Raw genomic sequence first — 23,756 nt, 5'->3', positions numbered from 1 at the left:
CATGTCCCCGTCCCCGCTCCCGGCCTGGAGCTACCCGCCGGACCGCTACTACTACGGCTGGCGGGACCAGCACCCGGCCGTGCCGACCGACCGCGAGATCAAGTCTCAGCTGGTCGATCGACTACGGGACAACCCGCACACCAAGGACGCCGACATCCGGGTGGACGTCAAGCAGCGGGTCGTCATTCTGGGTGGTGACGTGAGCACCTGGCTGGCCAAGCGCGCGGCCGGCGATGACGCCTGGGACACGCCGGGCGTGGTGGACGTCAGCAACCAGCTCGTGATCCGCCAGAGTGGCGCGCCCTAGGAAACGGTGAGCCCGGCCTATCGTCCGTACGTGCCGACCAGCGTGCCCGAGGCGAGCACGTTACCCTTGGTAGCGCGCCGGAACTCCGCGGCGGAGAAGCCGTCGGCCAGGCCGGTCGGCGCGGGCATGGCATAGAGGCGGAAGAAGTAGCGATGCGGAGCATCGCCCGGCGGCGGATGCGGCCCACCGTATCCCTGCGTGCCGAAGTCGTTACGACCGACGGTGAAGGCCTTCAGCTCGTCGCCTGCTTCCAGACCGGAGGCGTCCGGCGGGATGCCGGCGACCAGCCAGTGGGTGAAGGTGCCGCCGGGGGCGTCGGGATCCTCGCACAGCAGCGCCAGCTCAGCCGCCTCATCCGGCACGCCGGCCCACTCCAACGCGGGGGAGACGTCGCCGGCCTCGTGAGAGTGTTCGCGTGGGATCATCGCATGATCGCTGAATGCGCTGCTGCGCAGTGTTATTCCAGCCATGCCCACCCGTTGCCCCACGAGTGAGGCTCCACACCTGCCTCAACCCCACCTCGGCGGCGGCGCAGGTGACCGGCGGGGCCTTCGGCGCGGTAGACACACAGCGGGCTCAGGGATGGGACGGGGCTGCGTGGGCAGGGCTTTCCTCATGCCGGAACTTCCTGACGTGGAGGGCTTCCGCAGGGTGCTGTCCGAGCACACCGGCGAGCCGATCAGGGGCGTGCGCGTGCGCGACCCGGGGGTCCTTCGCGGCATCGGCGCGCGGCAACTGGCGGGCGCGCTGCGGGGACACCGGTTCGAGCGGCCGCGACGGCACGGCAAGTGGCTGATCGCCCCGGCCGGCGGGCCGGTGCTGATGCTGCACTTCGGCATGACCGGCTCACTGTCCTGGCATCCGCCCGGCGAGCCATTGCACCGGCATGACCGTGTCGTCTGGCAGTTCGACGACGGTGAGCTGCGCTTTCGTGACATGCGGAAACTCCAGGGCATCCGCCTTGCCGGCGATGAGACTCAGGTCGAGCGGGTGCTCGGCGAGCTCGGCCCGGACGCGCGCGAGGTGTCACGCGAGCGCTTCGACGAGCTGCTGTCGGGTCGCCGGGGACGGCTCAAGTCGGTGCTGACCGACCAGACGTTCATCGCCGGCCTGGGCAACCTGCTCGCCGACGAAATTTGCTGGCATGCCCGGATCAATCCGCTGCGCGCCGTGGGAGATCTGGACGAAGGCGGACACGCCGCGTTGTACGAGGCGATGCGCCGGGTCCTGCGGGAGGCGATCAAGGCCGAATGCGTGCCCGCGCGTGACACCTGGCTCACCGGGATCCGCGACGAGCCCGATGGCCCCTGCCCGCGCTGCGGCACGCCCTTGTCCAGCCGCCGTATCGCGGGCCGTACAACCGTCTGGTGCCCCCGCTGCCAACCTCCCTGACCGGCCGCTGCCACGCCGGGAGCCTGCGCAAGATCGCTTGTGTTCACCTCTGAGCCACGTGCGTGCAATATCGCACCGCCGCACGTACGCCAGGATTCGAGCAGGATGGCGGAGCGAGCTCGGGGAGCAGGACTGTGACAATCGATCAGGAGCGCCACGGCGCCGGCAGCGGTCGATTCCTGCGGGAATTCGTCAGGTCGCCGCTGCGCACGGCTTCGGTGCTGCCGAGCTCGGCGCGGCTGGCGGCGCAAATGGTGGTGGGCGTCCCGGAGCGCGGCGAGCCGGTGGTGGTCGAGCTCGGCGCGGGGACGGGCGCCTTCACCTCTGCCATCCAGCGACGGCTGGGCGGTTGCGGCAGGCACATCGTGGTCGAGCTCAACGACCGGTTCGCGGCGGAGATCGCGCGGGCGTACCCGTCGGTCGAGGTGGTGTGCGAGGACGCCGCACACCTGCCCGGCCTGCTCGCCAGGCTCGGCGTCGGGCCGGTGGACGTCGTGGTCAGCGGCCTGCCGTGGGTCGCCTACGCCGGGCAGCCCCCTCTGATCGAGTCGGTGGCCCGCGTTCTGTCCCCCGCTGGGGTCTACACGCAGTTCGCCTACAACTGGACGCGCTGGGCCGCCCCGGCGAGGCGGCTCCTCGGCGGCCTGCGGACAGAGTTCGAGGAGGTCGTGACGAGCACGACCGTCTGGCGCAACCTGCCGCCCGCGGTGGTCTACCTAGCCCGCCGTCCCCGGGCGACGCAGGCCGTCGGCGACGGTGACTAGACGCGTATGAGCGGTGGCCACTCTCGCCCTGAGCCTGACCGCCCTGTCCGCGCCGACCGGCGCCACCGCTGGTAGCGAGGTCATCCTGATCAACCGGCTGACCGGTAAATGCGTCACCGTCGCCGGCGGCACCAGCACCTGGAACAACGTCGGTCTCGTCCAGTACGACTGCGACAGCGACCGGTCACGGCAGTGGTACATGCACGTGGTGACCGGCTAGCCACCAACGGGTCAGTCCAGGAAGGCGGCTCGGTGTTGCTCGGCCCATGAGGCGAAGGTGCGCGCGGGACGCCCGGTCAGCTCTTCGACGACCGTGGTGAGCTCGGCCGGGCGGCCGTCGCAGCTCTGCCAGTAGTCCAGGAGGGCGTCGGCGACGGGCCCGTCGATGTACTGGGCCATCTCGGCCTTCCACTCCTGCCGGGTGACGTGCTTGACGGAGATGTCACGCCCGGTGACGCGGGACAGGATGCCGATCTGGTCGGTGAACGTGAGCGACTGCGGCCCGGTCAGCGTGTACGGCCGGCCGCCGAGCGCGGGGTCGGCGAGCACGGCGGCGGCCACCGCGGCGACGTCGGCCTCGTGGACGGCATCGATGTGCGCGTCCGGGTACGGCAGGCTGATCGGCGTCCCGGATTTGACGGGCCACGACCATGCCATCGCGTTACCGCAGAAGGTGCCGGGCCGTAGCGACGTGCTCCGCACCGCCGAGGCGGCCACGGCGCGTTCCGCGTCGATGTGGGACTTGGCCAGCGGGCCGGCGTCGGGATCGGGCGTGAGCACGGCCGATGAGGACAACAGGACGATGTGCTCGACTCCGGCCGCGGCGGCCGTTTCGGCGAATTCGCCGGCGTGCGAGGGTTCGGCGTACAGGAACACCGACGTCACGCCCGCGAGGGCGGCGGTGAAGGTGGACGGGTCGCTCAAGTCGCACTTGACGACCGACGGGTCGGCGGGGGCCTTGGAGGCCGGGCGGACGGGCCGCCCCTGCTCGCGCAGGAGGCCGATGAGCGCGCTGGCGACGGCACCGCGGGCGCCGGTGACAAGAGTGGTCATTTCTGTTGATATCCCTTCGAGTGGAGGGTCTGCGGTGTGCTCGGCAGGAGCCACACCAGGCCGTAGCAGGCGAGACGCGCCGACGAGCATGCGAGTCTCCAGCTAGGATGAAGGCGTGGCGCAAACTTTGATCTACGCAAAGTTTGCATGATGCAAATTATTAGGAGCATGGAGCGGCCTGTGTCAAACCGAGCCGAGACGTTGAAGCGCATCGCCGATGAGAGCCAGCGCCATTACGCGGCTTACACGCTGTTCAACCAGGCCATGGCCGACCGGCTCGGCATCCACCCCACCGACCTGCAGTGCGTGGCGCTGCTCGACCTGGAGTCGGGCCCCGTGAGCAGTGGCGAGATCGCCCGCCTCACCGGCCTCACCCCCAGCGCGGCCACCCGCCTGGTCGACCGGCTGGACAAAGCAGGCCTCGTCGTGCGGGAGGCCGACCCCGACGACCGCAGGCGGGCCCTGGTCGCCCTCGCCCCCGAAGCCCGCGCGCGGATCGGCTCGGCCTGGGAGATCCCGGGCAGGGCGTTCGCCGAGGCGCTCGACCGCTACGACGACGCGGAGCTGGCCCTGATCGCCGACTTTCTCCACCGGGCGGCCGCGGTCGGCCGTGCGCAGGCGCAGCGGCTCACCGCGGACTCCTGAGCCCGGAACGCGACGGGCCCGCACGACGATTCAGCACGTGATGCGGGTCTGCCGTCACACGTTCCAGTCCTCATGTTTCGGCGTTCCGTACGGGTCGTGCGGCGTGTCGGCGTAGGCCCACTGGTGGTCGCGGGCGTGACGGCAGGCCATCTCGACGTCACCGGCGCGCATGACGTCCAGGAGCTCGCGGTGCTCATCGGCGACCCGCTCGAGCTCCGGCCTGGTGACCATCAGGGCGATGGCCGTGCGCGCCTCGATCTGCAGCGCCTCCCAGGCGCGGGTCAGCAGCCCGTTGCCGCCGGCCTGGACGACGTGCCGGTGAAACCGTGCGCTGGCAAGGCCGATGCCGTGCACGTCGTTGTCCCGGGCGCAGCGGTACATCTCCTCGACCTCCTCCCCCAGCCGGTCGAAGGGGAGGGTTCCGGCCAGCATGGCGAGCCGCGTCGCCGTCTCCTCCAGTGCCGCCCGTACGATGTACGCCTCGCGGATCGTCTGCTCGGCGAAGGGAAGCACCCGGCTGCCGTGACGAGGCTGGCCCTCGATGAGGCCGAGGCCCTCGAGCTGCCGAAGCGCCTCCCGGACCGGGGCCTGGCTGGTTCCGAACTCGATGGCGATCTTCGTCTCGATCAGCCGGTCCCCCTCGCCGAGCTCGCCGGAGACGATCCGCTGCAGCAGACCGTCGCGGATCTGCTGGCTCAGCGTCGGCCGCGCGGAGCGCGGGACGAGGTTCTCCGACAACAAGCCTCCTGTGACGTTGAGGGCCCAGAGCGCCCTTGACTCTTAGATCATGCCACCTATGCTCCAATTATCGATATCGATAATGGGAGTGCGCATGCTGATATCGGTTCAGATGCCGGAGAGCGCCGAGGCGGCTCATGCGGCGCTTCAGGCGGGGGCCCTGCCCCTCGGCGGCGGCACCCATCTGATGGCCCGGCTGAACGATCAAGCCGGCGGCGACCTGCGGCTGGTCAGCCTGCGCAGGGCGGGGCTGTCCGGCATCGACGTCGACGGCGCCACCGTGGCCCTAGGGGCGGCCACCACGCTCGCGGACATCGAGGACGACGCCCGGTTGAGCTACCTGTCCGGCTGTGTCCGCTCGATCGCCTCCCCGCCGGTCCGCAGCCTCGCCACCGTGGCCGGCAACCTTTTCGTGCCGCAGCCGTACGGCGACCTGGCGGCGGCTCTGCTGGCCCTGGACGCGGAGCTGGACGTGCTCGGCGCCGACGGCGCGCGCCGCGAGCCGCTGGAGCGGCTCGTCACCGACGGCCCGCGGGCGGGCGAGCTGGTGACCCGTGTCCGGTTCACCGCTCCGGCGAAGGATGCGTTCCGGTTTTACAAGGCGACTCGGCGGCGTCTCAACTCAGGATCCATCGTCACGGTGGCGGCCCGGATCACGATCGAGGATGGCCTGGTCGGCGACGTGCGTCTCGTGCTCGGCGGCCTCGCGCGCCGCCTGGTGCGCGCGGTCGGCGCCGAGCGCGTTCTGCTGGGCGCGCCGCTGAACGCCGAGGTCATCGCCCGGGCGGCCGAAGCGGACGTCATCGAGCCGTTCGACGACGCCTACGCCTCCGCCTGGTACCGCGCTCGGGTCTACCCCGTCCACCTGCGTCGCGCCCTGCTCGGGGCATGAAAGGGAGTCGTATGCCCTCGACAATCGTCACGCTCAAGCTGAACGGCGCCGAGCGGGAGCTGATCGCCCGGCCATCGACGACGTTGCTGACCGCCCTGCGCGAGACGTTCGGGCTGATGGGGGCCAAGCGCGGCTGCGCGCAAGGGGGCTGCGGCAGCTGCACGGTGCTGCTGGATGGCCGGCCTGTGGTCTCGTGTCTGATCCCCGTCGTGACGGTCGACGGTTCTGCCGTGGAGACGATCGAGGGCTTGGCCGACGGAGACCGGCTCAGCGACGTCCAGCAGGCGTTCGTCGACCTCTTCGCGACGCAGTGCGGGTTCTGCACCCCCGGGATGATCATGTCCGCCACGGCGCTGCTCAACCGGAAGCCGGATCCGACCCGTCAGGAGGTCACCGAGGCGATCTGCGGCAACGTCTGCCGCTGCACCGGATACGAGCCGATCATCTCCGCCGTCCTCACCGCCGCCGAGCGCCGCCGCGGCGCCCGGCTCGAGCCCGCGGAGGCCGAGGTCTGATGGCACGCCTCACCCCGATCGACGTCGCGTACTTCAAGGGCGAGCGTGCGGGCGACTTCGACGTCATCGGCTCCGCGGTCCAGCGCTCGGACGCCCGCGGTCACGTCACCGGCCGCACGGTCTTCTTCGAGGACATGACGCTGCCGGAGATGACGCACGTCAAGATCCACCGGTCCACGCGGCACCACGCCCTCATCAACCGGGTCGACGTCTCCGGCGCCCTCGCGGTGCCGGGCGTGCTGCGCGTCATCACCCACGAGGACGTGCCGGGCAACTGGTACGTCGTGCTGCGCCTGATCGGCGTGGGGCCCGATGACGAGCCGGTACTGGCCGAGGATCGGGTCCTCTATCGCGGCGAGCCGATCGTCGCCGTGGTCGCCGAGACCGAGGACGCCGCCCGCGAGGGCGCGGCCCGGGTCGTGGTCGACTACACCGACCTGCCCGCCGTTCTCGACGTCGAGGAGGCGCTGGCCGACGGCGCCCCGATCATCAAGCAGGCGGGCACCAACCACTTCGTGTACGAGGGACATCATTGCCGCCGGGTCCGCTTCGGCGACGTCGAGCGGGGCTTCGCGGAGGCGGACCGCATCATCGAGGGCGTCTACGGCTCCTCGCCGATCGAACACGCGCCGACCGAGCCGACCGGCTGCATCGTCGTCCCCCAGGGCGACGGCCGGCTGCGGATCCACAGCAACACCCAGGCCGCCTTCTTCACCCTCGACAACACCGCGCTCATCCTCGGCGTCCCGCCCACCAGCCTGCGCGTCGTCGGGGGCACCGTCGGGGGCGGATTCGGCGGCAAGGTCGACGTCATCGTCGAGCCGCTCGCCTGCATCGCCGCCACGCTCACCGGCCGGCCCGCCAAGTACGTCTACAGCCGCGCCGAGGAGATGCAGGTGTCATCCCCGCGTGCGGCCGAGCGCATCTATATCAAGGACGGCGTCATGGACGACGGCCGGATCGTCGCCCGCAAGATCACGCTCTACGTGGACGCGGGCGCGTACTCCCGGCACAGCCCGTACGGCACCACCAAGGCGGCGGCGCACATGCCCGGCCCGTACACGATCCCGAACGTCCACGTCGACGCCTACTGCGTCTACACGAACCGGACGCCGTCCAGCGCCATGCGCGGGTTCGGCGTCACGATCGGCGACTTCGCACTGGAGTCGCACATGGACCGCATCGCCCGGGAGCTGAACATGGACCCGCTGCAGCTTCGGCTCAAGAACGCCTACCGGGACGGCGACATGAAAGCGCATCGCAAGATCGCGTCCGGCACGGCGCTGGTCGAGGTGATCCAGAGCGCCGCTGACCTGGTGGGGCACGACCTTCCGCCGGAGTACCGGGCGATGTCGTCGACCGAGCGATCGGAGGGCTGAGCGATGGCGTTACGTCATGGGCGCGGATACGCGGCGGTCAACTACCCGACCGGGATGAACCTCGGCGGCGACCCGTCGCAGGCACTCGTCCACGCCACCACGATGGGCGGATTCGTCGTCACGCTCTCCTCGGTGGATCTCGGCCAGGGGCTGCGGACGGTCGTCGCCCAATGCGCGGCGGAGACGCTCGGCATCCCGATCGAGAACATCATCGTCGACACCGCCGACACCGACACCGGCCCGCACTGCATGGGGACGTTCGCCAGCCGCGGCACCCACCGGGTCGGCAACGCCGTGATCATGGCGGCGCGCGAGGCCAGGGACGTCATGCTCCAGGTCGCCGCCGACGAGCTGGAGGTCGACGCGGAGGATCTGGAGACCGACGGCACGGGCTTCATCCGCCTCAAGGGATCGTCGGAAAAGAAGATCAACATCAGCGAGGTCGCGCTCGCCGCGCATTTCCGGCAGGGCCGGACCATCTCCGGCCGGGGCATCTTCCTCAAGGAGCCGAGCACCCCGGTGCCGGAGACCGGCGAGATGGACCCGGACTCCTGCCAGGCGCACGCGTGCACGGTGGCCGAGGTCGAGGTCGACGATGAGACCGGCGTGATCGAGGTGCTGCGGCTCTACAACACCTACGAGATCGGCCGGGCGCTCAACCCGGCCATCGCGACGCAGCAGGTGGAGGGCGGCGCCTGGATGGGCCTGTCGCACGCGCTGTTCGAGTCGACCGAGCCGTACTATCCGGGCTCCCGCGAGCACGGCCCTGTCGATTTCACCGAATACCTGATGCCGGGGCCGGCTGACATCCCGGCGCAAACCAGCGTGTTCCTCGAACGGCCCGCTGACAACGGGCCGTTCGGCGCGAAGGGAATCGGTGAGATGACGGCGAACGCGCCGATCCCCGCGATCGCCAACGCCGTGTACGACGCGGTCGGCGTACGGCTGACGAGCATGCCGTTCACTCCGGAGAAGGTGCTGCGCGGACTCGACGAGCTGCGGGCCGGCCGTGCCGGCTGATCAGGACGTGCTGGATCGGCGGCTGGCCGCGGAGGGCTACCTCGCCGACGAGGGCTTGCTCACCGCCGTCCACCTGGCCGGCGTGCTCGGGCTGCCGCTGCTGCTGGAGGGTGAGCCGGGGGTCGGCAAAACCGAGGTCGCGAACGTCCTGGCCCGGGTCCTCGACCGCGAGCTGATCCGGCTGCAGTGCTACGAGGGGCTGGACGCCTCCCAGGCCCTGTACGAGTGGGACTACCCGAAGCAGCTGCTGTCCCTGCGGGCCGCCGAGGTGGAGGGGCGCGGCGTCGGCGACCTGTACCGCGAGGAGTTCCTGCTGCAGCGCCCGCTGCTGCGGTCGCTGCGGGCGGCATCCGGGGCGGTGCTGCTGATCGACGAGATCGATCGTGCGGACAGCGAGTTCGAGGCGTTTCTCCTGGAGTTCCTCGGCGACTTCCAGATCACCATCCCGGAGATCGGCACCATCAGGGCGGCGAGCGCTCCGTTCGTCATCCTCACCTCGAACCGGACCCGCGAACTGCACGACGCGCTCAAGCGCCGGTGCCTTTACCACTGGATCCCCTTCCCCGACGCCGAACGGGAGCGAGCGATCATCCGGGCGCAGGCGCCGGGTCTGGACGAGAGGAGCGCGGCCCGTCTCGTGACCGCCGTGCATCGCATCCGCGGACTGGCTCTGCTGAAGCGCCCCGGCATCGCGGAGTCGGTCTCCTGGGCCCGCGGCGTGCAGGCGCTGGCCCGCGAGGGCTCGAGCTGGCTGGAGGCGATGCGCCGGTCCGCGGGGCTGCTCGTCAAGCACGAGGAGGACCTGGCCCTCGTCGGCCGCCATGCCGCGGAGGTGTTCCGTGACTGAGCGGTCCCTCGTCGCCCGCATCGGCGATCATGTGCACGGGTTCCTGCGGGACCTGCACGATCAGGGCCTGCGCGTGCCGGTGCCCCGACAGCGGATCTTCCTTCAGGCGATCGAGGCCGCCGGCCCGCGCGACGCCACGCACCTCTACTGGATCGGGGCGGCCACGCTCACCACCTCCAGCGAGGACCTGGAGGTCTACTCCCCCACGTTCGAGCGCTGGTTCGGGGAGGTCACGGCACGGCCCGTCCGCGATCAGGAGTCCCCCGACGACGAGACCCCCGCGCCGGGTGGAGAGGGGGACGAAGCTCCCTTCACGGCAACGTTCGGCGGGGAGGCGGGCCTCAAGGCCGGCTCCTCGGAGCGCGACAGACGCCCGGTGTTCGGCCCGGCGAGCGAGGACGACCGGGCAGTGCTCTCGCTGCTGCGGCGGGAGCTGCCCAGCGCGGTGCCGACGGTCCGGTCACGCCGCCGCCGGCCCGCCCGGCGAGGGCCGTGGATCGACGTCGCCAGGATCTGCCGTGAGTCCTGGCGCGGCCACGGCGAGATCCTGACGTTGCGGCGGCGGACCCGTCCGCGGCGGCAGCGCCGCGTGCTGCTGCTCATCGACGTGTCCGGGTCGATGAAGCAGCACAGCTCCGACTACCTCCGCTTCGCCCACGCCGTGGTCGGACGCCTCGAACGCGCCGAGGTGTTCACCTTCGGCACCCGGCTGACCCGCGTCACCGGGCCGCTGCGCGCCCGGGACGTCGATGCGGCCGTGGGCTCGCTGAGCGACGTCGTCCTGGACGCCGAGGGCGGGACGCGGATCGGCGCCTCGCTCCAGGAGTTCCTCGGCAACGCCCGCTATGTCACCGTGGCGCGCGGCGCCCTCGTGATCGTGCTCTCGGACGGCCTGGAACGCGGCGACTGCGGGCCCATGCAGGCGGCAGTGCGGCGGTTGTCGCTGCTGAGCCACCGGTTGCTGTGGTGGTCGCCGCTCGCCTGCGACCCGGCGTACCGGCCGGTCACCCGCGGCATGTCGGCCGTGCTCGGCAGTGTGGACGCACTTGCCGGCGTACGCGACCTGCGTACGGCGTACGAGCAGGTACAGACCTTGGTCAGGGAGTGATCGTCATGTCGGAGACGACCCGCTACTCGGGCGACATCGTCGACTCGCACCATCACATCTGGCGGGCCGGGGACCTGCCGTGGCTGTCCGGCCCGATGGTGCCGCGGATCTTCGGGCCGTACGAGCCGATCAGGCGGGATTACCTCATCGACGAGTACATCGCCGACGCCACGGCCTCGGGCATCAGCGAGTCGGTCTACGTGCAGACGAACTGGCCGCTCGACCGGGTCGTGGACGAGGTGCGATGGCTCCGCGAGGTTCATCAGGAGACGGGCTGGCCGATGGCCGTCATCGGGTCGGCCGACATGTTCGACGAGGCCGCTCCGGAGATCATGCGACGGCAGGCTGCGCTCACCCCGCTGATCCGGGGGATCCGGCAGCAGCTGCACTGGCACGAGCGCCCGGAGTTCCGGTTCGCCACGGCGCCCGACCGTATGAAGGATCCGGTCTTCCGCAAGAACGTCGGCGCGCTCGCCGACCTCGGCTGGCTGTTCGAACTGCAGGTCTTTCCCGAACAGATGCCGGATGCGGTCGACTTGGCGGCCGCCTTCCCGGACGTCACCTTCGTCCTCGTGCACGCGGGCATGCTCATCGGCCACGAGTGGCTCGAGCCGTGGCGGGCCGGGATGGCCGCGCTGGCCGAGCGGCCGAACATCGTCGTCAAGCTCACCGGGCAGGGCACCTTCGTCCACCGCGTGGATCCCGATCTCATCTCCATGGTCGCCGACCAGGTGATCGGCTGGTTCGGCACCGACCGGGCCATGTTCGGCACCAACTTCCCGGTCGAGAAGATCTGGACCACCATGCCGCAGTTGGTCGGCACGTGGAAGGACGCGCTGGCCCACCTCCCGCCCGCCGGCCAACGCGACGTCTTCGCCGGCAATGCACGACGGGTGTACGGGCTGGGAGGCCTCGACGGGCAACGTCAAACGGTCCCGGTCGTCCAACAGTAGAAACAGCGGAAAAGGAGCATCTCGGCATGGCACTGTTCGTCCTGACCTACGGCTACAACGACACCCCACTGAGAGCGGAGCGCCGCGAGGACCATCTCGCACACCTGAACAAGCTCCTGGAGCAGGGCAGCCTCGTCGCGGCCGGCCCTTACACGGACCTGACGGCCGGCATGATCGTCCTGCAGGCGGAGGACGAGACCGCGGCGCAGGCGCTCGTCGACCAGGACCCCTACACACAGCTGCAGGTCACCAAGGATCGCGAGCTGCGCGAGTGGCGTGTGACGGTCGGCTCGCTCGGCTCCGGCTAGAGCCGCTCAGGGCGAGGCCGCCAAGCCGACCGTGTCGCGGATTGCCGTGCTTGCCGTCGTCGGATGCAGCACAGAGCGGTAACTACCGGAGCAAGGGCCGCCAGGTGAACAAGTGGGCTTGTTGACGGCGTGCCTCGCGGGCGCGGTAGCGCCCGCGAGGCACGCCTGCTCCGGCGGAGTGCTGTTCGGTCAGAGAAGGCCTCGGGATGCGAAGGCTTCGCGGACTGCGGTGGCGGCGGCGCCGCCGTGGCGTTGCGCCGTGGCCATCGTCGCCTCAGCGGCGGCACGGAACGTGGTGTCCTTGGCGAAGTCGAACTGGGCATCGATGATGATCGTGCTGCCTAGACTGTCACCCAGGCGGGCGCGGATGTCGTACAGGGCCGCCGACCAGATCTCACCGTCGCGGTGGACCTCGCCCACCGCGTCCTCCGGGTAGCGCTTGGTACCGTCGAGGCGGCGCAGGCAGTGTGGGGTGGTGGAGGTGTAGGAGACCGCATCCCAGTCGGCGACGCAGGCCTCCGGCGCGTTGGCGGGCACGCCGGTCTTCCAGCTCGTCACGGCGACGGCGAGGTAGTCGCTGAAGCCCTCGCCGATCGCGCCGGACTCCAGCGTGGTGCCGAAGCCAGGCACCTGACCGTCCTGCACCGAGTGACCGTACTCGTGGACGATCACCTCGGCGTCCTCCGCGTCGTCCACCCCTCCCTTACCGAGGGTGATGTTGGCCTTGTCCTCGCGGAAGAAGGAGTTGTCGGGACCATACTGGTTGATCCGCAACTCGATCTGGCGCTGGTTGACCGGGCGCAGTCGGGAGCCGAAGCCGAGCGACTGCAGGTAGTGCTGGGCGGTGGTGACCCAGTAGTACCCCATCACCTGCTCGAACTGGTCGGTGTCGCGGTGGAAGGAGAAGGTGCCCCTCGCCGGCTTGCCGGTCTCGCTCTTGACCCGGACGTAACGCCCGGTGAGGGTTCCGGAGCCGTCCAGGTCGGCGAGAGTGACGGTGCGGTAGGCGAGGGCGAAGGCCGCGCTGTCGCGGTCCTTGTCGTCGGCCAGTAACTGGTTGCCGAGGGTCTGGACCGGGTTGGGGTAGAAGACCGTGGCGGTGGGGTCGGTGCCGGCGTGGGCGGTGCCGGGGACGAGCAGCGCCGCGGCGGTAGCGACGGTGAGGCAGGCGGTAGTCCGGCGGTGCCGGGGGGTGAACATCAACACTCTCGTACTATGGCGCCTAGGGACGGCACCGTCGACCAGCCCCGGCCTGCAGGCGAGCGGCGGCTTCGGCGTGCATGCCACGCCGCCGGCCGCCAAGAAGCGGATGAGTGGGGACTTGGTCAGGCGGGGCCTCGGTAACCAGGGGGCGGGCCTTGGCCCTCGTAGGCGGGCACCGCACGGCCGGACAGAAACGCCCGCAGCAGCCCGAGATACGCCTCGCTCTGGTACGTGCCGCCGCCGAGGTAGGCCAGCCTGGCCGAGGGCAGCGCCCGCCGGTAGTCCATGGCCGACGCCCAGCTCTGCTCATCGCACTGGCCCTTGACGATCAGCACGGGCACCGTCACCATCGCCAGGCTCGGCCGGAGCGACCCCGGCGCGGCCCGCCCGGTCAGGCCGACGTACCCGCCAGAACCGGTTGCGGCGGCGGGGCAGGGGTGCGGGGCTCCCTCGCGGACGAGGTCGAGGTAGGCGTCCAACTCCCGGTCACCCGCAAACGCGTGCGCCGCCCGCGGGTCCACCCGCAACAGCGTAGAGACGGCGAGCAGGCGCGGGTCCGGTGTCCCGTCGCGTCCGAACACCGCCGCCACCTCGACCTTCCCGTCCGCCTCCCGCCCTTGGGGCTCCCAGGCGGATGCGCCCCGGGACGGTCCTGCCGGGAAAAGTCCGGCCGGGGAGGAGAGCACCGCCCTCGCGACGCGGTCCGGGTGCGCGGTCAGGTAGGCGGCCGCGAGCTGGGCGCCGTAATCCTGGGCGATCAGGTTCAGCCGCTTGACGCCCACCGCCTGGCGGATGGCCTCCAGATCCGCCACGTCGCGCGTCAGCCCGTACCCCCGAGGGTCCCGCAGCCGCGCCGAGCGCCCGGCCCCGAGCTGGTCATAGACGTACACCTGATAGCCGTCCGCCGCCAGCTTCCCGAAGAACGCCGAGGACGCCGCCAGATCGGCCACGCCTGGGCCGCCGTGCAGGAACACCACGGGGTCGGGCCGGGTGACCCGCTTCGGCGCGAGCCGCACGTACGCCAGCACCGAGCCCGTCGGCAGCCGCCACTCGCGCTGCCCGGCCACCGGCGCCGGCGGAGCGTGAGACGGAGCCGGGCGCAAGGTGGCCACACTGACGTGCCACACCACCGTCGCCTCCACCCCGAGGATCACCGCCGCGCGTAACCATCGCCCCCACGCCACCCTCGGCCTCGGCACGCACAGCAGCAGGCCCAGAAAGAACACCGACGCGAACACCGCCAGGCCCGTCACCGCGAACGCCGTCGGCTCCGCGCCCACCATCGCCATCCCGGCCAGCGTGGCCAGCCCCAGGACCGGCGACAGCGCCAGCACTCCGGCGCCCGCCACCGCCCGTCCGGTCAGCCTGGCGAAAGTAGCCATAAGGGGACGCTAGTGCACGCACCACCCCCACTTCTCATGCTTGCGCAAGGCGTGCCACAGGTGGCGTGCATTCCCGTGCAGGCAGCGGCTGGGCCCCGGGCTTGGCTGGCGTGGGCCGCGCCCGGGGCGAGGGCGTGGTCCGGCCGGGGGGCGCCATTCCCGTCGGCCAGGCCGTGGCCCGCGGCCCTTTTCTTTCAGGGCCGTCGTCCGAGTGGCAGGATTCGAACCTGCGATGCTCCTGCTCCCAAGGCAGGCGGGCGACCAAGCTACCCCACACTCGGATATGTGATGTCGTGCATGAAAAGAGCCGCCTCGGATATGGTCGAGACGGCTTTCCTGGTAGTCCTCGGGGACTATCCGGAAAACCTGCGCGGCGGCGGCTCGGGGCAGGCCGCGAGCGGCCGGACAGTGCTCAGGTCGCGCATTTTTCGCCGCCTTTCGCTGCTTGCTCTTCTCGGGTGGACGGTTACCACGGTAAACCGATGATCGGCGCGCGGGCCACCTATTTATTTCTCCGCGTGTTCCCAAGGCAAGCCGACCCTGCTCTCCGGGGTTTCGACGCGGAAGCGGGGCAGGGATTCCGGGAAGTTGTCCCTGACGTAGTCGACGAGGAATTCCCGTACGTCGCACTTGAGATCCCAGGAGGACGGCGAGTCGGCGGCGCTCATGAGGGCGCGGAGCTCGACCAGTCCGTTGGGCAGCACATCGGTGACCTGGAGCGTCCAGTCCTTCTGGTCCCACAGCGGGTTGCCCTGCAGGAACTCGTACAGGGCCTCGCGGAGTTTTTTCACCGGCACCGACCAGTCCACGCGCAGGAACACGACGGCGAGGACGCGGCTGCCGTGCCGGGTCCAGTTCTCGAACGGGGTCTGGGTGAAATAGCTGACCGGCAGGACGAGCCGGCGCTCGTCCCACAGGCGCAGCACGACGTACGTGAGGGTGAGCTCCTCGACTCTGCCCCATTCGTCCTCGACCACGACGACGTCGTCGAGGCGGAGCGCGTCGCTGAAGGCGAGTTGGAGCCCGGCGAGCATGTTGCCGATGGTGGGCTGGGCGGCGATGCCGACGATGGCGCCCGCGATGCCGGCCGAGGCGAGCAGGCCGGCTCCGAGGGCCCGCACCTGTGGGAAGGAGAAGAGCATCGCGCCGACCGCGACCACGATGATGATCGCGCCGGCGACCCGGCGGACCAGCGCGATCTGGGTCATGATCCGCCGCGCCCGGCGGTTGCGCTCGCCCTCGACCTGCACCAGCCGATCGAGGATGACGTCCGTCAGCGCGTACGTGGCCTGCACGATCAGCCAGGTGATCGCCGCGATCGAGACGAGGCCGAGCACCCGCTCGACCGTGCCGGCGAGGCTCCGCTCGGACGGCGAGTCGCCGAAGATGCCGGGGCCGAACACCAGATTGAACGCCAGGACGGCGGCCACCGTGAACGCGGGCCACGTGCAGTGCTCCACCAGATGCCGGGCGAGCGCGAATTTGCGCCCGATCCTGTTCAGCGTCCGGCGGACCGCCTCGACCAGGATGATCGCCCCGATCACCGAGATTACGAGAATGGGCCAGTCCGACGGAGACTGCACGCTGATGCCCCCTTTGTCTTAAAACGTCTCGTCAAAGGTCACATTGCCCTCAACCGCCACTTGGTAAGCGGAGACACGCCGTTCGAAGAAGTTGGCCAGCTCCTGGACGTCCTGCAGCTCCATGAAGGCGAAGGGGTTGGCGGAGCCGTAGTGGCGGGGCAGGCCCAGCCTGGCCAGGCGCTGGTCGGCGACGTACTCCAGGTATTGGCGCATCTGGTCCACGCTCATGCCGGCCATGCCATCGCCGCACAGGTCCTCGGCGAAGGCCAGCTCGGCCGCCACGGCCTCCTCCAGCATGGCGGTGACCTGCTTGCCCAGCTCGTCGTCGAACAACGACGGCTCCTCGGCCCGGACCGTGTCCACCACGCTGAAGGCGAACTCCATGTGCATGGACTCGTCCCTGAACACCCAGTTCGTGCCGGTGGCCAGGCCCCCGAGGAGGCCTCGGGAGCGGAACCAGTACACGTAGGCGAAGGCGCCGTAGAAGAACAGGCCCTCGATGCAGGCGGCGAAGCAGATGAGGTTGAGGAGGAATCGGCGGCGCTCGGCAGCGGTTTCCAGGCGCTCCAGGCCATTGATGGAGTCGATCCACTTGAAGCAGAATTCCGCCTTGTCGCGGATCGCCGGGATGTGCTCGATGGCGGCGAACGCCTTCACCCGCTCGTCGAGGTCGGGGAGGTAGGTGTCGAGCAGGGTCAGGTAAAACTGCACGTGGACGGCCTCCTCGAACAGTTGCCTGCTGAGATAGAGGCGGGCCTCGGGGGCGTTGACGTGCTGGTAGAGGTTGAGCACCAAGTTGTTGGCCACGATGGAGTCGCCGGTGGCGAAGAAGGCGACCAGGCGGTTGATGAGGTGCCGCTCCTGCGGCGTCATCTTCGTCAGGTCGGCGAGATCGGAGTGCAGGTCCACCTCCTCCACCGTCCACGTGTTCCGGATGGCGGCGCGGTAGCGCTCGTAGAAGTCCGGATAGCGCATGGGGCGGAGGGTGAGGTCCATGCCGGGGTCGAGCAGCAACGTTTTCTCCTCAAAACATTTCTTCACGGGGTGCGCGCCGTGACGAGCGCATCGGTGGCCGCGTTCTTCGGTGAAGTGGTCACCGGGTCACTGGCAGGCTTCGCAGACCTCTGGGTTCTCCAGTGAGCACGCGACGGCCTCTGCCACGGCCTCCGGAGCGGAGGCGGCCACCGTGGTCTGGGCGATGCGGGTCGCAGGGCGCGAGCGCAGGTAATAGGTGGTCTTCAGGCCCGTTTTCCAGGCGTAGGCGTACATCGAGGAGAGCTTGCCGATGGTCGGGCTGGCCATGAAGAGGTTGAGCGACTGCGACTGGTCGATGTACGGCTGCCGCGCCGCCGCCAGGTCGATCAGCGCCTTCTGCGGCAGCTCCCAGGCGGTCCGGTAGAGCGGCTTCAGGTCGTCGGGGATGCCGGGGACGTCCTGGATCGAGCCGTCGGCGCGCTTGATCGCGTCGCGCAGCTGCTGCGTCCACAGCCCGCGTGCCTGCAGGTCGGCCACCAGGTAGCGGTTGACCTGGAGGAACTCCCCTGACAGGGTCTCGCGCTTGAACACGTTGGACACCTGCGGCTCGATGCACTCGTAGCAGCCGGCGATGGAGGCGATCGTGGCGGTCGGCGCGATGGCGATCATGAGGGAGTTGCGGAGACCGTTGATCGCGATCTTCTGACGCAGGGCGTCCCAGGGCGGCGTGCTCGCCACGTAGTGGTCCGGGTGCAGGACTCCCCCGGCCGCCCGGGTGTCGGCGTACGACGGGTGCCTGCCGCGCTCGGCGGCCAGGTCGGCCGAGGTGTCGTACGAGGCCAGCGCGATCTCCTCGGCGATCCGCGTGGACAGGGCGAGGGCCTGCGGGGAGTCGAACGGCAGCCGCAGGGTGAAGTAGACATCGGCCAGGCCCATCACGCCGAGGCCGATCGGCCGCCACCGCTTGTTGGCCGCCTCTGCCTCGGGCGTCGGGTAGAAGCCCAGGTCGATAGTGCGGTCGAGGAAGCGCACCGCGGTGCGGACGGTGCGGCGCAGCCGCTCCCAGTCCATGCCCCCGGCGGTCAGGTGGGCCGCCAGGTTGATCGAGCCGAGGTTGCACACGGCGGTCTCGCCGTCGCTGGTGACCTCGAGGATCTCGGTGCACAGGTTCGACAGGTGGATGACGTTCTCGGGACGGGCGGTCTGGTTGGAGGTGCGGTTGGCAGCGTCCTTGAACGTCATCCAGCCGTTGCCGGTCTGGGCGAGGGTGCGCATCATGCGGCCGTACAGGGTGCGGGCGGGGATCTGCCGGACATGGCGCCCGGCGGCCTCGTACGCCCGGTACGCGGCCGTGAACGCCTCCCCGTACAGGTCCGTGAGGTCGGGTACCTCCTTCGGGTCGAACAACGACCAGACCTCATCGGCCTCCACCCGGCGCATGAACTCGTCGGGCACCCAGTTGGCCAGGTTGAGGTTGTGGGTGCGGCGCGCGTCCTCGCCCGTGTTGTCGCGCAGCTCCAGGAACTCCTCGATGTCGGCATGCCAGGTCTCCAGGTAGACGCAGGCCGCGCCCTTGCGCCGGCCGCCCTGGTTGACCGCCGCGACCGAGGAGTCGAGGGTACGCAGCCACGGGACGATGCCGTTGGAGTGGCCGTTCGTGCCTCGGATCAGGGAGCCGCGCGAGCGCACCCGGGTCCAGGAGATGCCGATGCCGCCGGCGTACTTCGACAGCCGCGCCACCTGGCCGTACCGGTCGTAGATCGACTCCAGCTCGTCGCGCGGCGAGTCGAGCAGGAAGCACGACGACAGCTGCGGCCGTCGGGCGCCGGAGTTGAACAATGTGGGCGAGCTGGGCAGGTAGGACAGCGTGGACATCAGGGCATAGAGCTCGGCGGCCTCCCCCACCGTCTCCGACAGCCCGCAGGCCACGCGCAGGAAGAAGTGTTGCGGCCGCTCGAGCACGGCCCGCGTCTCGGGGTGGCGCAGCAGGTAGCGGTCGTAGACGGTGCGCAGGCCGAAGTACTCGAACCGGCCGTCGGCCTCCTCCGAGATCAGCGCGTCCAGCTCGGCGGCGTGCGTGGCGACGAACGCGGCCAGCCCGTCCTGGATCAGCCCGGCCGTGTGGGTGGCGGCGATGGACTCGGAGAACGTCCGCACCCCGTGCCCGGCCGCCTCGTCGGCGATCTCCTCGGCCAGCAGCCGGGCGGCGACCCTGGAGTTGGCCGGGTCGGTGATCACCCGGGCCGCGGCCTCCTCGATGGCCAGCCGGCGGTCGATCTCAATGACCTGCGTCACGTGCTCTCTCCTCGCGAGCTCATCCCCGTGAGGGCAGCGCGAGAGCACGGCGGGTCCCCGTCGCTCCGCGGCCCTCCCTCGAGGCCATGGACACTGCACGCCACTGGCAGGTCTTCGGGCTCGCGGGCGCGCTCAAAGGCTCCTAATGGCCGTCGCTTCCCAGATCGCTCCAGTGCTCATGACGGCGGTCGTTCCCGCTCACCGCTGCGGGGCAGCCCCGGAATCGCACCGGGTTCCCTTTTGCTTCGCCTCCAGGGAGGCGAACCAGCGACGATCAGGATCCTACATCTAGTGGCCGTTCCCGCAACTACCCCAGCATGTTGTGGCTTTGGTCGCGTCCACGAGGCCGAAGTCCCGCAGGACGGCGCGGGTGCGCTCCACCTCGGAGCCGAGCCATCGCGCGAAGTCGTCGCCGCTGAGCGGGATCGAGATCCAGCCGGCCGCCCGGCAGGCGGCCCGCCAGCCGGGCGAGGCGGTGACGTCCTCGCACATGCGAATGGCCGATGCGCGGCTCTCCTCCGGCATGTCGTCGGGCCCGAAAGCGGCCGTCCAGTCGGCGAAGTCCACGCGTACGCCGGACTCCAGCAACGTCGGCACGTCGAAGTCGGGCACCCGGACGGCGGAAGAGACCGCCAGCGCCCGCACCCGGCCCTGGCCGATGCTCCCACGCCAGTCCGGGAGCAGCCCGGCGGCGGCCGCGGCCTTGCCGGACAGCAGCGCGATCATGGCCTCCTGGCTGCTGGGATAGCCGGTGTAGTCGACCTGCCTGGTGTCCGCGCCGAGCCCCTTGGCGATCAGTCCGAACAGCAGGTGGTCGGGCGCCCCCTCCGGCCCGCCCGCCAGCGGCGTCTGACCCGGCCAGGCCAGCAGGTGGGCGCCGAAGTCGGCGAAGTCCTTGAAGCGGGAGTTCGCGGGCACGACAACGACCTCCACGTCGCCGGCCAGCCTGGACAGCGGCGTGGCGGTGTCGAGCAGCGTCTCGGCATTGTTCAGCTCGGCGGCGGCCAGCGCGGGCAGGCCGGTCACGGTGACCCTCGTCCCGGTGCCGGTCTCGTACCCGGAGGTGCGGGCCGCGCCGGCGAACGCCTGCCCGACCCGGTCCCAGCGGCGCCCGCCCGGGTTGATCGAGAACTCGGCCCGCCGGCCCGCCCCGCCGCCGCCGGTGACGTGCCCGGTCCCGCAGCCGGCCGCGATCGCGGCCACGCCCAGCCCCCATGCGAAGAACCGCCGACGGCGCATGTGCCTCTCCTTCGCCCGACCCCCCTTACCCTAAGTTATTCACCCATTACAGAGAGATGCACACGTACGTGTTGAGATCGCGCCGAAGATAGATGCTGAAATAGCGGGATTAATTCGGTCAAACAGCTACTTTTTCGCTGCTACCTTTTTCGCCACGCCCGCCATCAGTGACGACGGCAACGACCAGTCCCCCACCAGTTTGGGCCGGTCAGGACGCCAGTCGACGGCTTGCACCAGCCCCGGTGGCTCCAGCACGAAATCGCCGAAGAACGCGCGGATCTCAGCGGGTGTACGATCGCCGCCACTCGCCGCCGGGCCCTGCGGCCGTTCCTCCTCCAGCCGTCCTCGGGTGGTGGCGTGGGTGATCACGAGATGGCTGCCGGGGGGCATCCGCTCGCGCAGCGCGGCCACCGCCCGCTGCGGCTGCGCGGAGTCGGGCAGGAAGTGCAGGATCGACACCAGCACCACCCCGACCGGCTCGGCCAGGTCGAGGAACCGCCCGGCCTGGGCCAGCACGTCGTCGGGGTCCAGCAGGTCGGCCTCGACCACGAGTGCCCTGCCCGGAGCTCGCGGAGCTCGTGCTTCGGCGAGCTCCGCGAGCAGGGCCTTGGCGTGCGTGGCGACCACCGGGTCGTGGTCGACGTAGACGACCCGGGCCTCGGGTGCGACCTCGTGCGCGCTGCCCTGGGTCGGCAGCCCGCTGCCCAGGTCGAGGAACTGGCGTACCCCGGCGGCGGCCACGTACCGAACGGCACGCTGCAGGAAGGCCCGGTTGGCGCGGGCCAGCGGGACCGCCTCCGGGATCAGCTCCGCGAGCTGCTCGATGGCCTCCCGGTCGACCGCGTAGTTGGCCGACCCGCCGAGCATGTAGTCGTACATGCGTGCGGGATTGGGCCTGTGTTGGTCGAACGGCCGCACACCACTGAATTTATGTCGTTCGCAGCGGAATAACGAGGTTTGCGGCTGAATTGGAGCCGATTACTCGACAGTTACGCTCTTTGCAAGATTGCGCGGCTTGTCCACATCGCGTTCGAGCGCGACCGCGGCGTGGTAGGCGAGCAGCTGGAGCGGGATTGTCAGCAGGATCGGGTCGAGCTCGATCTCGTTCTTGGGGATCACGATCACGTCGTCGGCCAGCTTGTGCTCGGGCTCGCGGTGGCCCACCATCAGCACCCGGCCGCCGCGGGTGCGGATCTCGCCGAGCGTGGTGAGGTTCTTGTCGAGCAGCTCGTCGTCGGGGACGATCGCGACCGTCGGCATGTCGGGGCCGATCAACGCGAGCGGGCCGTGCTTGAGCTCGCTGGCCGGGTAGGCCTCGGCGTGCACGTACGAGATCTCCTTGAGCTTCTGCGCGCCCTCCCTGGCCACCGGGTAGCCGCGCACGCGGCCGACGAACATCATGCTCGGGTGCTCGGCGTATTTGCGCGCCAGCTCGGCGATCTTGTCGCCCTGGGTGAGGATCTCCTCGATCTGCCCCGGCAGCCGGCGCAGGCCCTCCACGATGCGCCGCCCGTCGGCCGGCGACAGGTCGCGCACCCGGCCCAGGTGCAGCGCGAGCAGCGCGAACGCGATCGCGGTCGAGGTGAACGCCTTGGTCGAGGCGACGGAGACCTCCGGCCCTGCGTGCAGGTAGATGCCGCCGTCCACCTCGCGGGCGATGGCGCTGCCCACGGCGTTGACGATGCCGATGACCCGGCCGCCCTTGCGCTTGAGCTCCTGCACGGCGGCGAGCGTGTCGTAGGTCTCGCCCGACTGGCTGATCGCGACGTAGAGCGTGTCGGGGTCGACGACCGGGTTGCGATAGCGGAACTCGCTGGCCGGCTCGGCGTCGGACGGGATGCGCGCCAGCTCCTCGATGAGCTGCGCGCCGATCTGCCCCGAGTAGTACGCGGAACCGCAGCCGATGATCTTCACGCGGCGGAAGCCGCGCGTCTCACGGGCGTCCATGTTGAGCCCGCCGAGGTGCGCGACGTGGAAGCGCTCGTCGAGGCGGCCGCTCATCGTGCGGGTGATCGTCTCGGGCTGCTCGGAGATCTCCTTGAGCAGGTAGTGCTCGTAGCCGCCGGTGTCGTAGTGTCCGGCGTCCCAGTCGACGGTCAGCGGCTCCTTGGCCGTCTCGCGGGCGTCACTGGCGAAGGTGTGGAAGCCGTCGGCCTTGAGCACGGCCAGCTCGCCGTCCTCCAGGTGCACGACCTGGCGGGTGTAGCGGACCAGGGCGGACACGTCGGAGGCGGCGAACATCTCCTTCTCGCCGATGCCGAGCACGATCGGGCTGCCGTTGCGCGCCACGACCACCTCGCCGGGCCGCTCGGCGTCGATGACCGCGATGCCGTAGGTGCCGACGATGCTCTTGAGCGTCTTCCTGACCGCCTCCTCCAGGGAGTCGTTCTCGTCGACGGCGTGAGCGATCAGGTGGGCGAGCACCTCGGTGTCGGTCTCCGAGGCGAACTCGACACCGTCGGCGATCAGCTTGGCGCGCAGCTCGCCGGCGTTTTCGATGATGCCGTTGTGCACGACCGCGATGCGCTGGTCGGCCGACAGGTGCGGGTGGGCGTTCTCATCGCTGGGGACGCCGTGCGTGGCCCATCGGGTGTGCCCGATGCCCAGGCCGCCCTTGAACCGCGTGGGCACGACCTTGGCCAGGTCGGCCACCCGGCCCTTGCACTTGCGGACCTTCAGCCCTTTGTTGGACACTACGATCCCCGCCGAATCGTAGCCCCGGTACTCAAGCCGCTGCATGCCCTCCAGCAGGATGGGCGCTGCGTCCTTGGGGCCTACGTAGGCCACGATTCCGCACATCGAGGTCCTCCTCTTTATCCGTAAACGATTCTGCGAAGCTGCCGGAGCGACAGCTCTGGGGCGGCCACGCGGCGGCCGCGTAACTCGGCGGCGATCCTGGGGAAGATCTCGTCGTTGGTGAGGCCGCGGGACTTCAGCTCGCCGTGGCGGCGGCGGACGTACTCCTCGACGGACTCGAAGAAGTACGACAGCACGTCTGCGACCACCCGGGCGGCCTCTCCAGGCCCCAGCGGGCTCGTCCTGGTGAGGTGCGCGATGAGATCTTCGTACGGATGTCGTGCCGTGGACACAGAGGAGGACACTACGGCTCTGGAACGAGACACGCCAACATCCTGCCCGATATCGGGCAGGATTTAACT

General features: G+C 70.0%; 25 protein-coding genes, 1 tRNA gene and 1 riboswitch. Of the genes, 13 read left to right on the top strand and 13 right to left on the bottom strand.

The window, feature by feature from the left end; genetic code table 11:
- The first annotated feature begins 1 nt into the window (after position 1).
- Positions 2 to 307, top strand: coding sequence for a BON domain-containing protein (locus OHA25_RS30680; RefSeq protein ID WP_305921978.1), 306 nt, complete (start codon positions 2 to 4; stop codon positions 305 to 307).
- Positions 308 to 324: 17 nt separating this feature from the next.
- Here the strand turns inward: OHA25_RS30680 and OHA25_RS30675 are convergent, their stop codons facing one another.
- Positions 325 to 732, bottom strand: a complete 408-nt coding sequence (locus OHA25_RS30675; protein WP_327590906.1) for a YbhB/YbcL family Raf kinase inhibitor-like protein — start codon at positions 730 to 732, stop codon at positions 325 to 327.
- Between the two features lie 190 nt (positions 733 to 922).
- Here OHA25_RS30675 and OHA25_RS30670 point away from each other — a divergent pair, with 190 nt between their 5' ends.
- The 3 genes from OHA25_RS30670 to OHA25_RS30660 all read left to right on the top strand — a co-directional run bounded on the left by OHA25_RS30670 (position 923) and on the right by OHA25_RS30660 (position 2,683).
- Complete coding sequence (locus tag OHA25_RS30670; protein WP_327590905.1) at positions 923 to 1,699, top strand: Fpg/Nei family DNA glycosylase; 777 nt, start codon at positions 923 to 925, stop codon at positions 1,697 to 1,699.
- Positions 1,700 to 1,833: 134 nt separating this feature from the next.
- Positions 1,834 to 2,463 (top strand): class I SAM-dependent methyltransferase, encoded by a 630-nt coding sequence (locus tag OHA25_RS30665; protein ID WP_327590904.1) that lies wholly within the window; start codon positions 1,834 to 1,836, stop codon positions 2,461 to 2,463.
- Between the two features lie 13 nt (positions 2,464 to 2,476).
- Positions 2,477 to 2,683, top strand: a complete 207-nt coding sequence (locus OHA25_RS30660) for an RICIN domain-containing protein (protein ID WP_327590903.1) — start codon at positions 2,477 to 2,479, stop codon at positions 2,681 to 2,683.
- Between the two features lie 11 nt (positions 2,684 to 2,694).
- On the opposite strand, the gene OHA25_RS30655 is transcribed toward OHA25_RS30660, so the two are convergent.
- Complete coding sequence (locus tag OHA25_RS30655; protein WP_327590902.1) at positions 2,695 to 3,516, bottom strand: NAD(P)H-binding protein; 822 nt, start codon at positions 3,514 to 3,516, stop codon at positions 2,695 to 2,697.
- A gap of 180 nt (positions 3,517 to 3,696) precedes the next feature.
- On the opposite strand from OHA25_RS30655, the gene OHA25_RS30650 reads away from it, so the two are divergent.
- Complete coding sequence (locus OHA25_RS30650) at positions 3,697 to 4,161, top strand: MarR family winged helix-turn-helix transcriptional regulator (RefSeq protein WP_327590901.1); 465 nt, start codon at positions 3,697 to 3,699, stop codon at positions 4,159 to 4,161.
- 54 nt (positions 4,162 to 4,215) lie between these two features.
- Here OHA25_RS30650 and OHA25_RS30645 read toward each other — a convergent pair whose 3' ends face one another.
- Entirely contained in the window at positions 4,216 to 4,899 is a 684-nt protein-coding gene (locus OHA25_RS30645; protein ID WP_327590900.1) for a GntR family transcriptional regulator, read from the bottom strand.
- A gap of 94 nt (positions 4,900 to 4,993) precedes the next feature.
- Here OHA25_RS30645 and OHA25_RS30640 point away from each other — a divergent pair, with 94 nt between their 5' ends.
- The 8 genes from OHA25_RS30640 to OHA25_RS30605 are packed head-to-tail and all read left to right on the top strand — an operon-like array spanning position 4,994 to position 11,921.
- Positions 4,994 to 5,791, top strand: a complete 798-nt coding sequence (locus tag OHA25_RS30640) for an FAD binding domain-containing protein (protein WP_327590899.1) — start codon at positions 4,994 to 4,996, stop codon at positions 5,789 to 5,791.
- Between the two features lie 11 nt (positions 5,792 to 5,802).
- Positions 5,803 to 6,306 carry a (2Fe-2S)-binding protein gene (locus OHA25_RS30635; RefSeq protein WP_327590898.1) on the top strand — a complete coding sequence of 168 codons (504 nt, stop codon included), beginning with the start codon at positions 5,803 to 5,805 and terminating at the stop codon, positions 6,304 to 6,306.
- The gene (locus OHA25_RS30630) at positions 6,306 to 7,685 is read left to right on the top strand and encodes a xanthine dehydrogenase family protein molybdopterin-binding subunit (protein ID WP_327590897.1); all 1,380 of its coding nucleotides are present in this window, start codon (positions 6,306 to 6,308) and stop codon (positions 7,683 to 7,685) included. Before OHA25_RS30635 ends, OHA25_RS30630 begins: the two co-directional genes overlap by 1 nt.
- Before the next feature lie 3 nt (positions 7,686 to 7,688).
- Entirely contained in the window at positions 7,689 to 8,705 is a 1,017-nt protein-coding gene (locus OHA25_RS30625) for a xanthine dehydrogenase family protein molybdopterin-binding subunit (protein ID WP_327590896.1), read from the top strand.
- The gene (locus tag OHA25_RS30620; RefSeq protein ID WP_327590895.1) at positions 8,695 to 9,552 is read left to right on the top strand and encodes an AAA family ATPase; all 858 of its coding nucleotides are present in this window, start codon (positions 8,695 to 8,697) and stop codon (positions 9,550 to 9,552) included. Before OHA25_RS30625 ends, OHA25_RS30620 begins: the two co-directional genes overlap by 11 nt.
- Positions 9,545 to 10,660, top strand: coding sequence for a vWA domain-containing protein (locus tag OHA25_RS30615; RefSeq protein WP_327590894.1), 1,116 nt, complete (start codon positions 9,545 to 9,547; stop codon positions 10,658 to 10,660). The genes OHA25_RS30620 and OHA25_RS30615 overlap by 8 nt, the downstream gene beginning before the upstream one ends.
- A 5-nt stretch (positions 10,661 to 10,665) precedes the next feature.
- Positions 10,666 to 11,613, top strand: coding sequence for an amidohydrolase family protein (locus OHA25_RS30610; RefSeq protein WP_327590893.1), 948 nt, complete (start codon positions 10,666 to 10,668; stop codon positions 11,611 to 11,613).
- A gap of 26 nt (positions 11,614 to 11,639) precedes the next feature.
- Positions 11,640 to 11,921, top strand: coding sequence for a YciI family protein (locus OHA25_RS30605; RefSeq protein ID WP_305921965.1), 282 nt, complete (start codon positions 11,640 to 11,642; stop codon positions 11,919 to 11,921).
- Between the two features lie 189 nt (positions 11,922 to 12,110).
- On the opposite strand, the gene OHA25_RS30600 is transcribed toward OHA25_RS30605, so the two are convergent.
- From OHA25_RS30600 to OHA25_RS30555, 10 genes are all read right to left on the bottom strand, one after another.
- On the bottom strand, positions 12,111 to 13,121 hold the full coding sequence (locus tag OHA25_RS30600; RefSeq protein WP_327591065.1) for a M36 family metallopeptidase: 1,011 nt from the start codon (positions 13,119 to 13,121) through the stop codon (positions 12,111 to 12,113).
- A gap of 125 nt (positions 13,122 to 13,246) precedes the next feature.
- Positions 13,247 to 14,506, bottom strand: a complete 1,260-nt coding sequence (locus tag OHA25_RS30595) for an alpha/beta fold hydrolase (protein ID WP_327590892.1) — start codon at positions 14,504 to 14,506, stop codon at positions 13,247 to 13,249.
- A 206-nt stretch (positions 14,507 to 14,712) separates the two neighbouring features.
- Positions 14,713 to 14,787, bottom strand: a tRNA-Pro gene (locus OHA25_RS30590).
- Positions 14,788 to 15,012: 225 nt separating this feature from the next.
- Positions 15,013 to 16,050 (bottom strand): mechanosensitive ion channel family protein, encoded by a 1,038-nt coding sequence (locus OHA25_RS30585; protein WP_327590891.1) that lies wholly within the window; start codon positions 16,048 to 16,050, stop codon positions 15,013 to 15,015.
- Between the two features lie 57 nt (positions 16,051 to 16,107).
- Positions 16,108 to 17,103, bottom strand: coding sequence for a ribonucleotide-diphosphate reductase subunit beta (locus tag OHA25_RS30580; protein ID WP_327590890.1), 996 nt, complete (start codon positions 17,101 to 17,103; stop codon positions 16,108 to 16,110).
- Positions 17,104 to 17,190: 87 nt separating this feature from the next.
- Positions 17,191 to 19,359, bottom strand: a complete 2,169-nt coding sequence (locus OHA25_RS30575; RefSeq protein WP_327590889.1) for a ribonucleoside-diphosphate reductase subunit alpha — start codon at positions 19,357 to 19,359, stop codon at positions 17,191 to 17,193.
- 88 nt (positions 19,360 to 19,447) lie between these two features.
- Positions 19,448 to 19,643, bottom strand: a riboswitch (cobalamin riboswitch).
- Between the two features lie 4 nt (positions 19,644 to 19,647).
- Complete coding sequence (locus OHA25_RS30570) at positions 19,648 to 20,598, bottom strand: tripartite tricarboxylate transporter substrate-binding protein (protein WP_327590888.1); 951 nt, start codon at positions 20,596 to 20,598, stop codon at positions 19,648 to 19,650.
- Between the two features lie 126 nt (positions 20,599 to 20,724).
- Positions 20,725 to 21,516 (bottom strand): SAM-dependent methyltransferase, encoded by a 792-nt coding sequence (locus OHA25_RS30565; protein WP_327590887.1) that lies wholly within the window; start codon positions 21,514 to 21,516, stop codon positions 20,725 to 20,727.
- A gap of 60 nt (positions 21,517 to 21,576) precedes the next feature.
- Positions 21,577 to 23,397 carry a glutamine--fructose-6-phosphate transaminase (isomerizing) gene (gene glmS, locus OHA25_RS30560; protein WP_327590886.1) on the bottom strand — a complete coding sequence of 607 codons (1,821 nt, stop codon included), beginning with the start codon at positions 23,395 to 23,397 and terminating at the stop codon, positions 21,577 to 21,579.
- A 14-nt stretch (positions 23,398 to 23,411) separates the two neighbouring features.
- Positions 23,412 to 23,687: a hypothetical protein gene (locus OHA25_RS30555; protein WP_305921957.1), complete on the bottom strand. Its 276-nt coding sequence runs from the start codon at positions 23,685 to 23,687 to the stop codon at positions 23,412 to 23,414.
- Positions 23,688 to 23,756: the final 69 nt, after the last annotated feature.

The organism is Nonomuraea sp. NBC_00507 (assembly GCF_036013525.1).
In the GTDB taxonomy this organism is placed as follows: Bacteria; Actinomycetota; Actinomycetes; order Streptosporangiales; family Streptosporangiaceae; genus Nonomuraea.
This window is presented reverse-complemented; position numbering and strand designations above follow the sequence as displayed.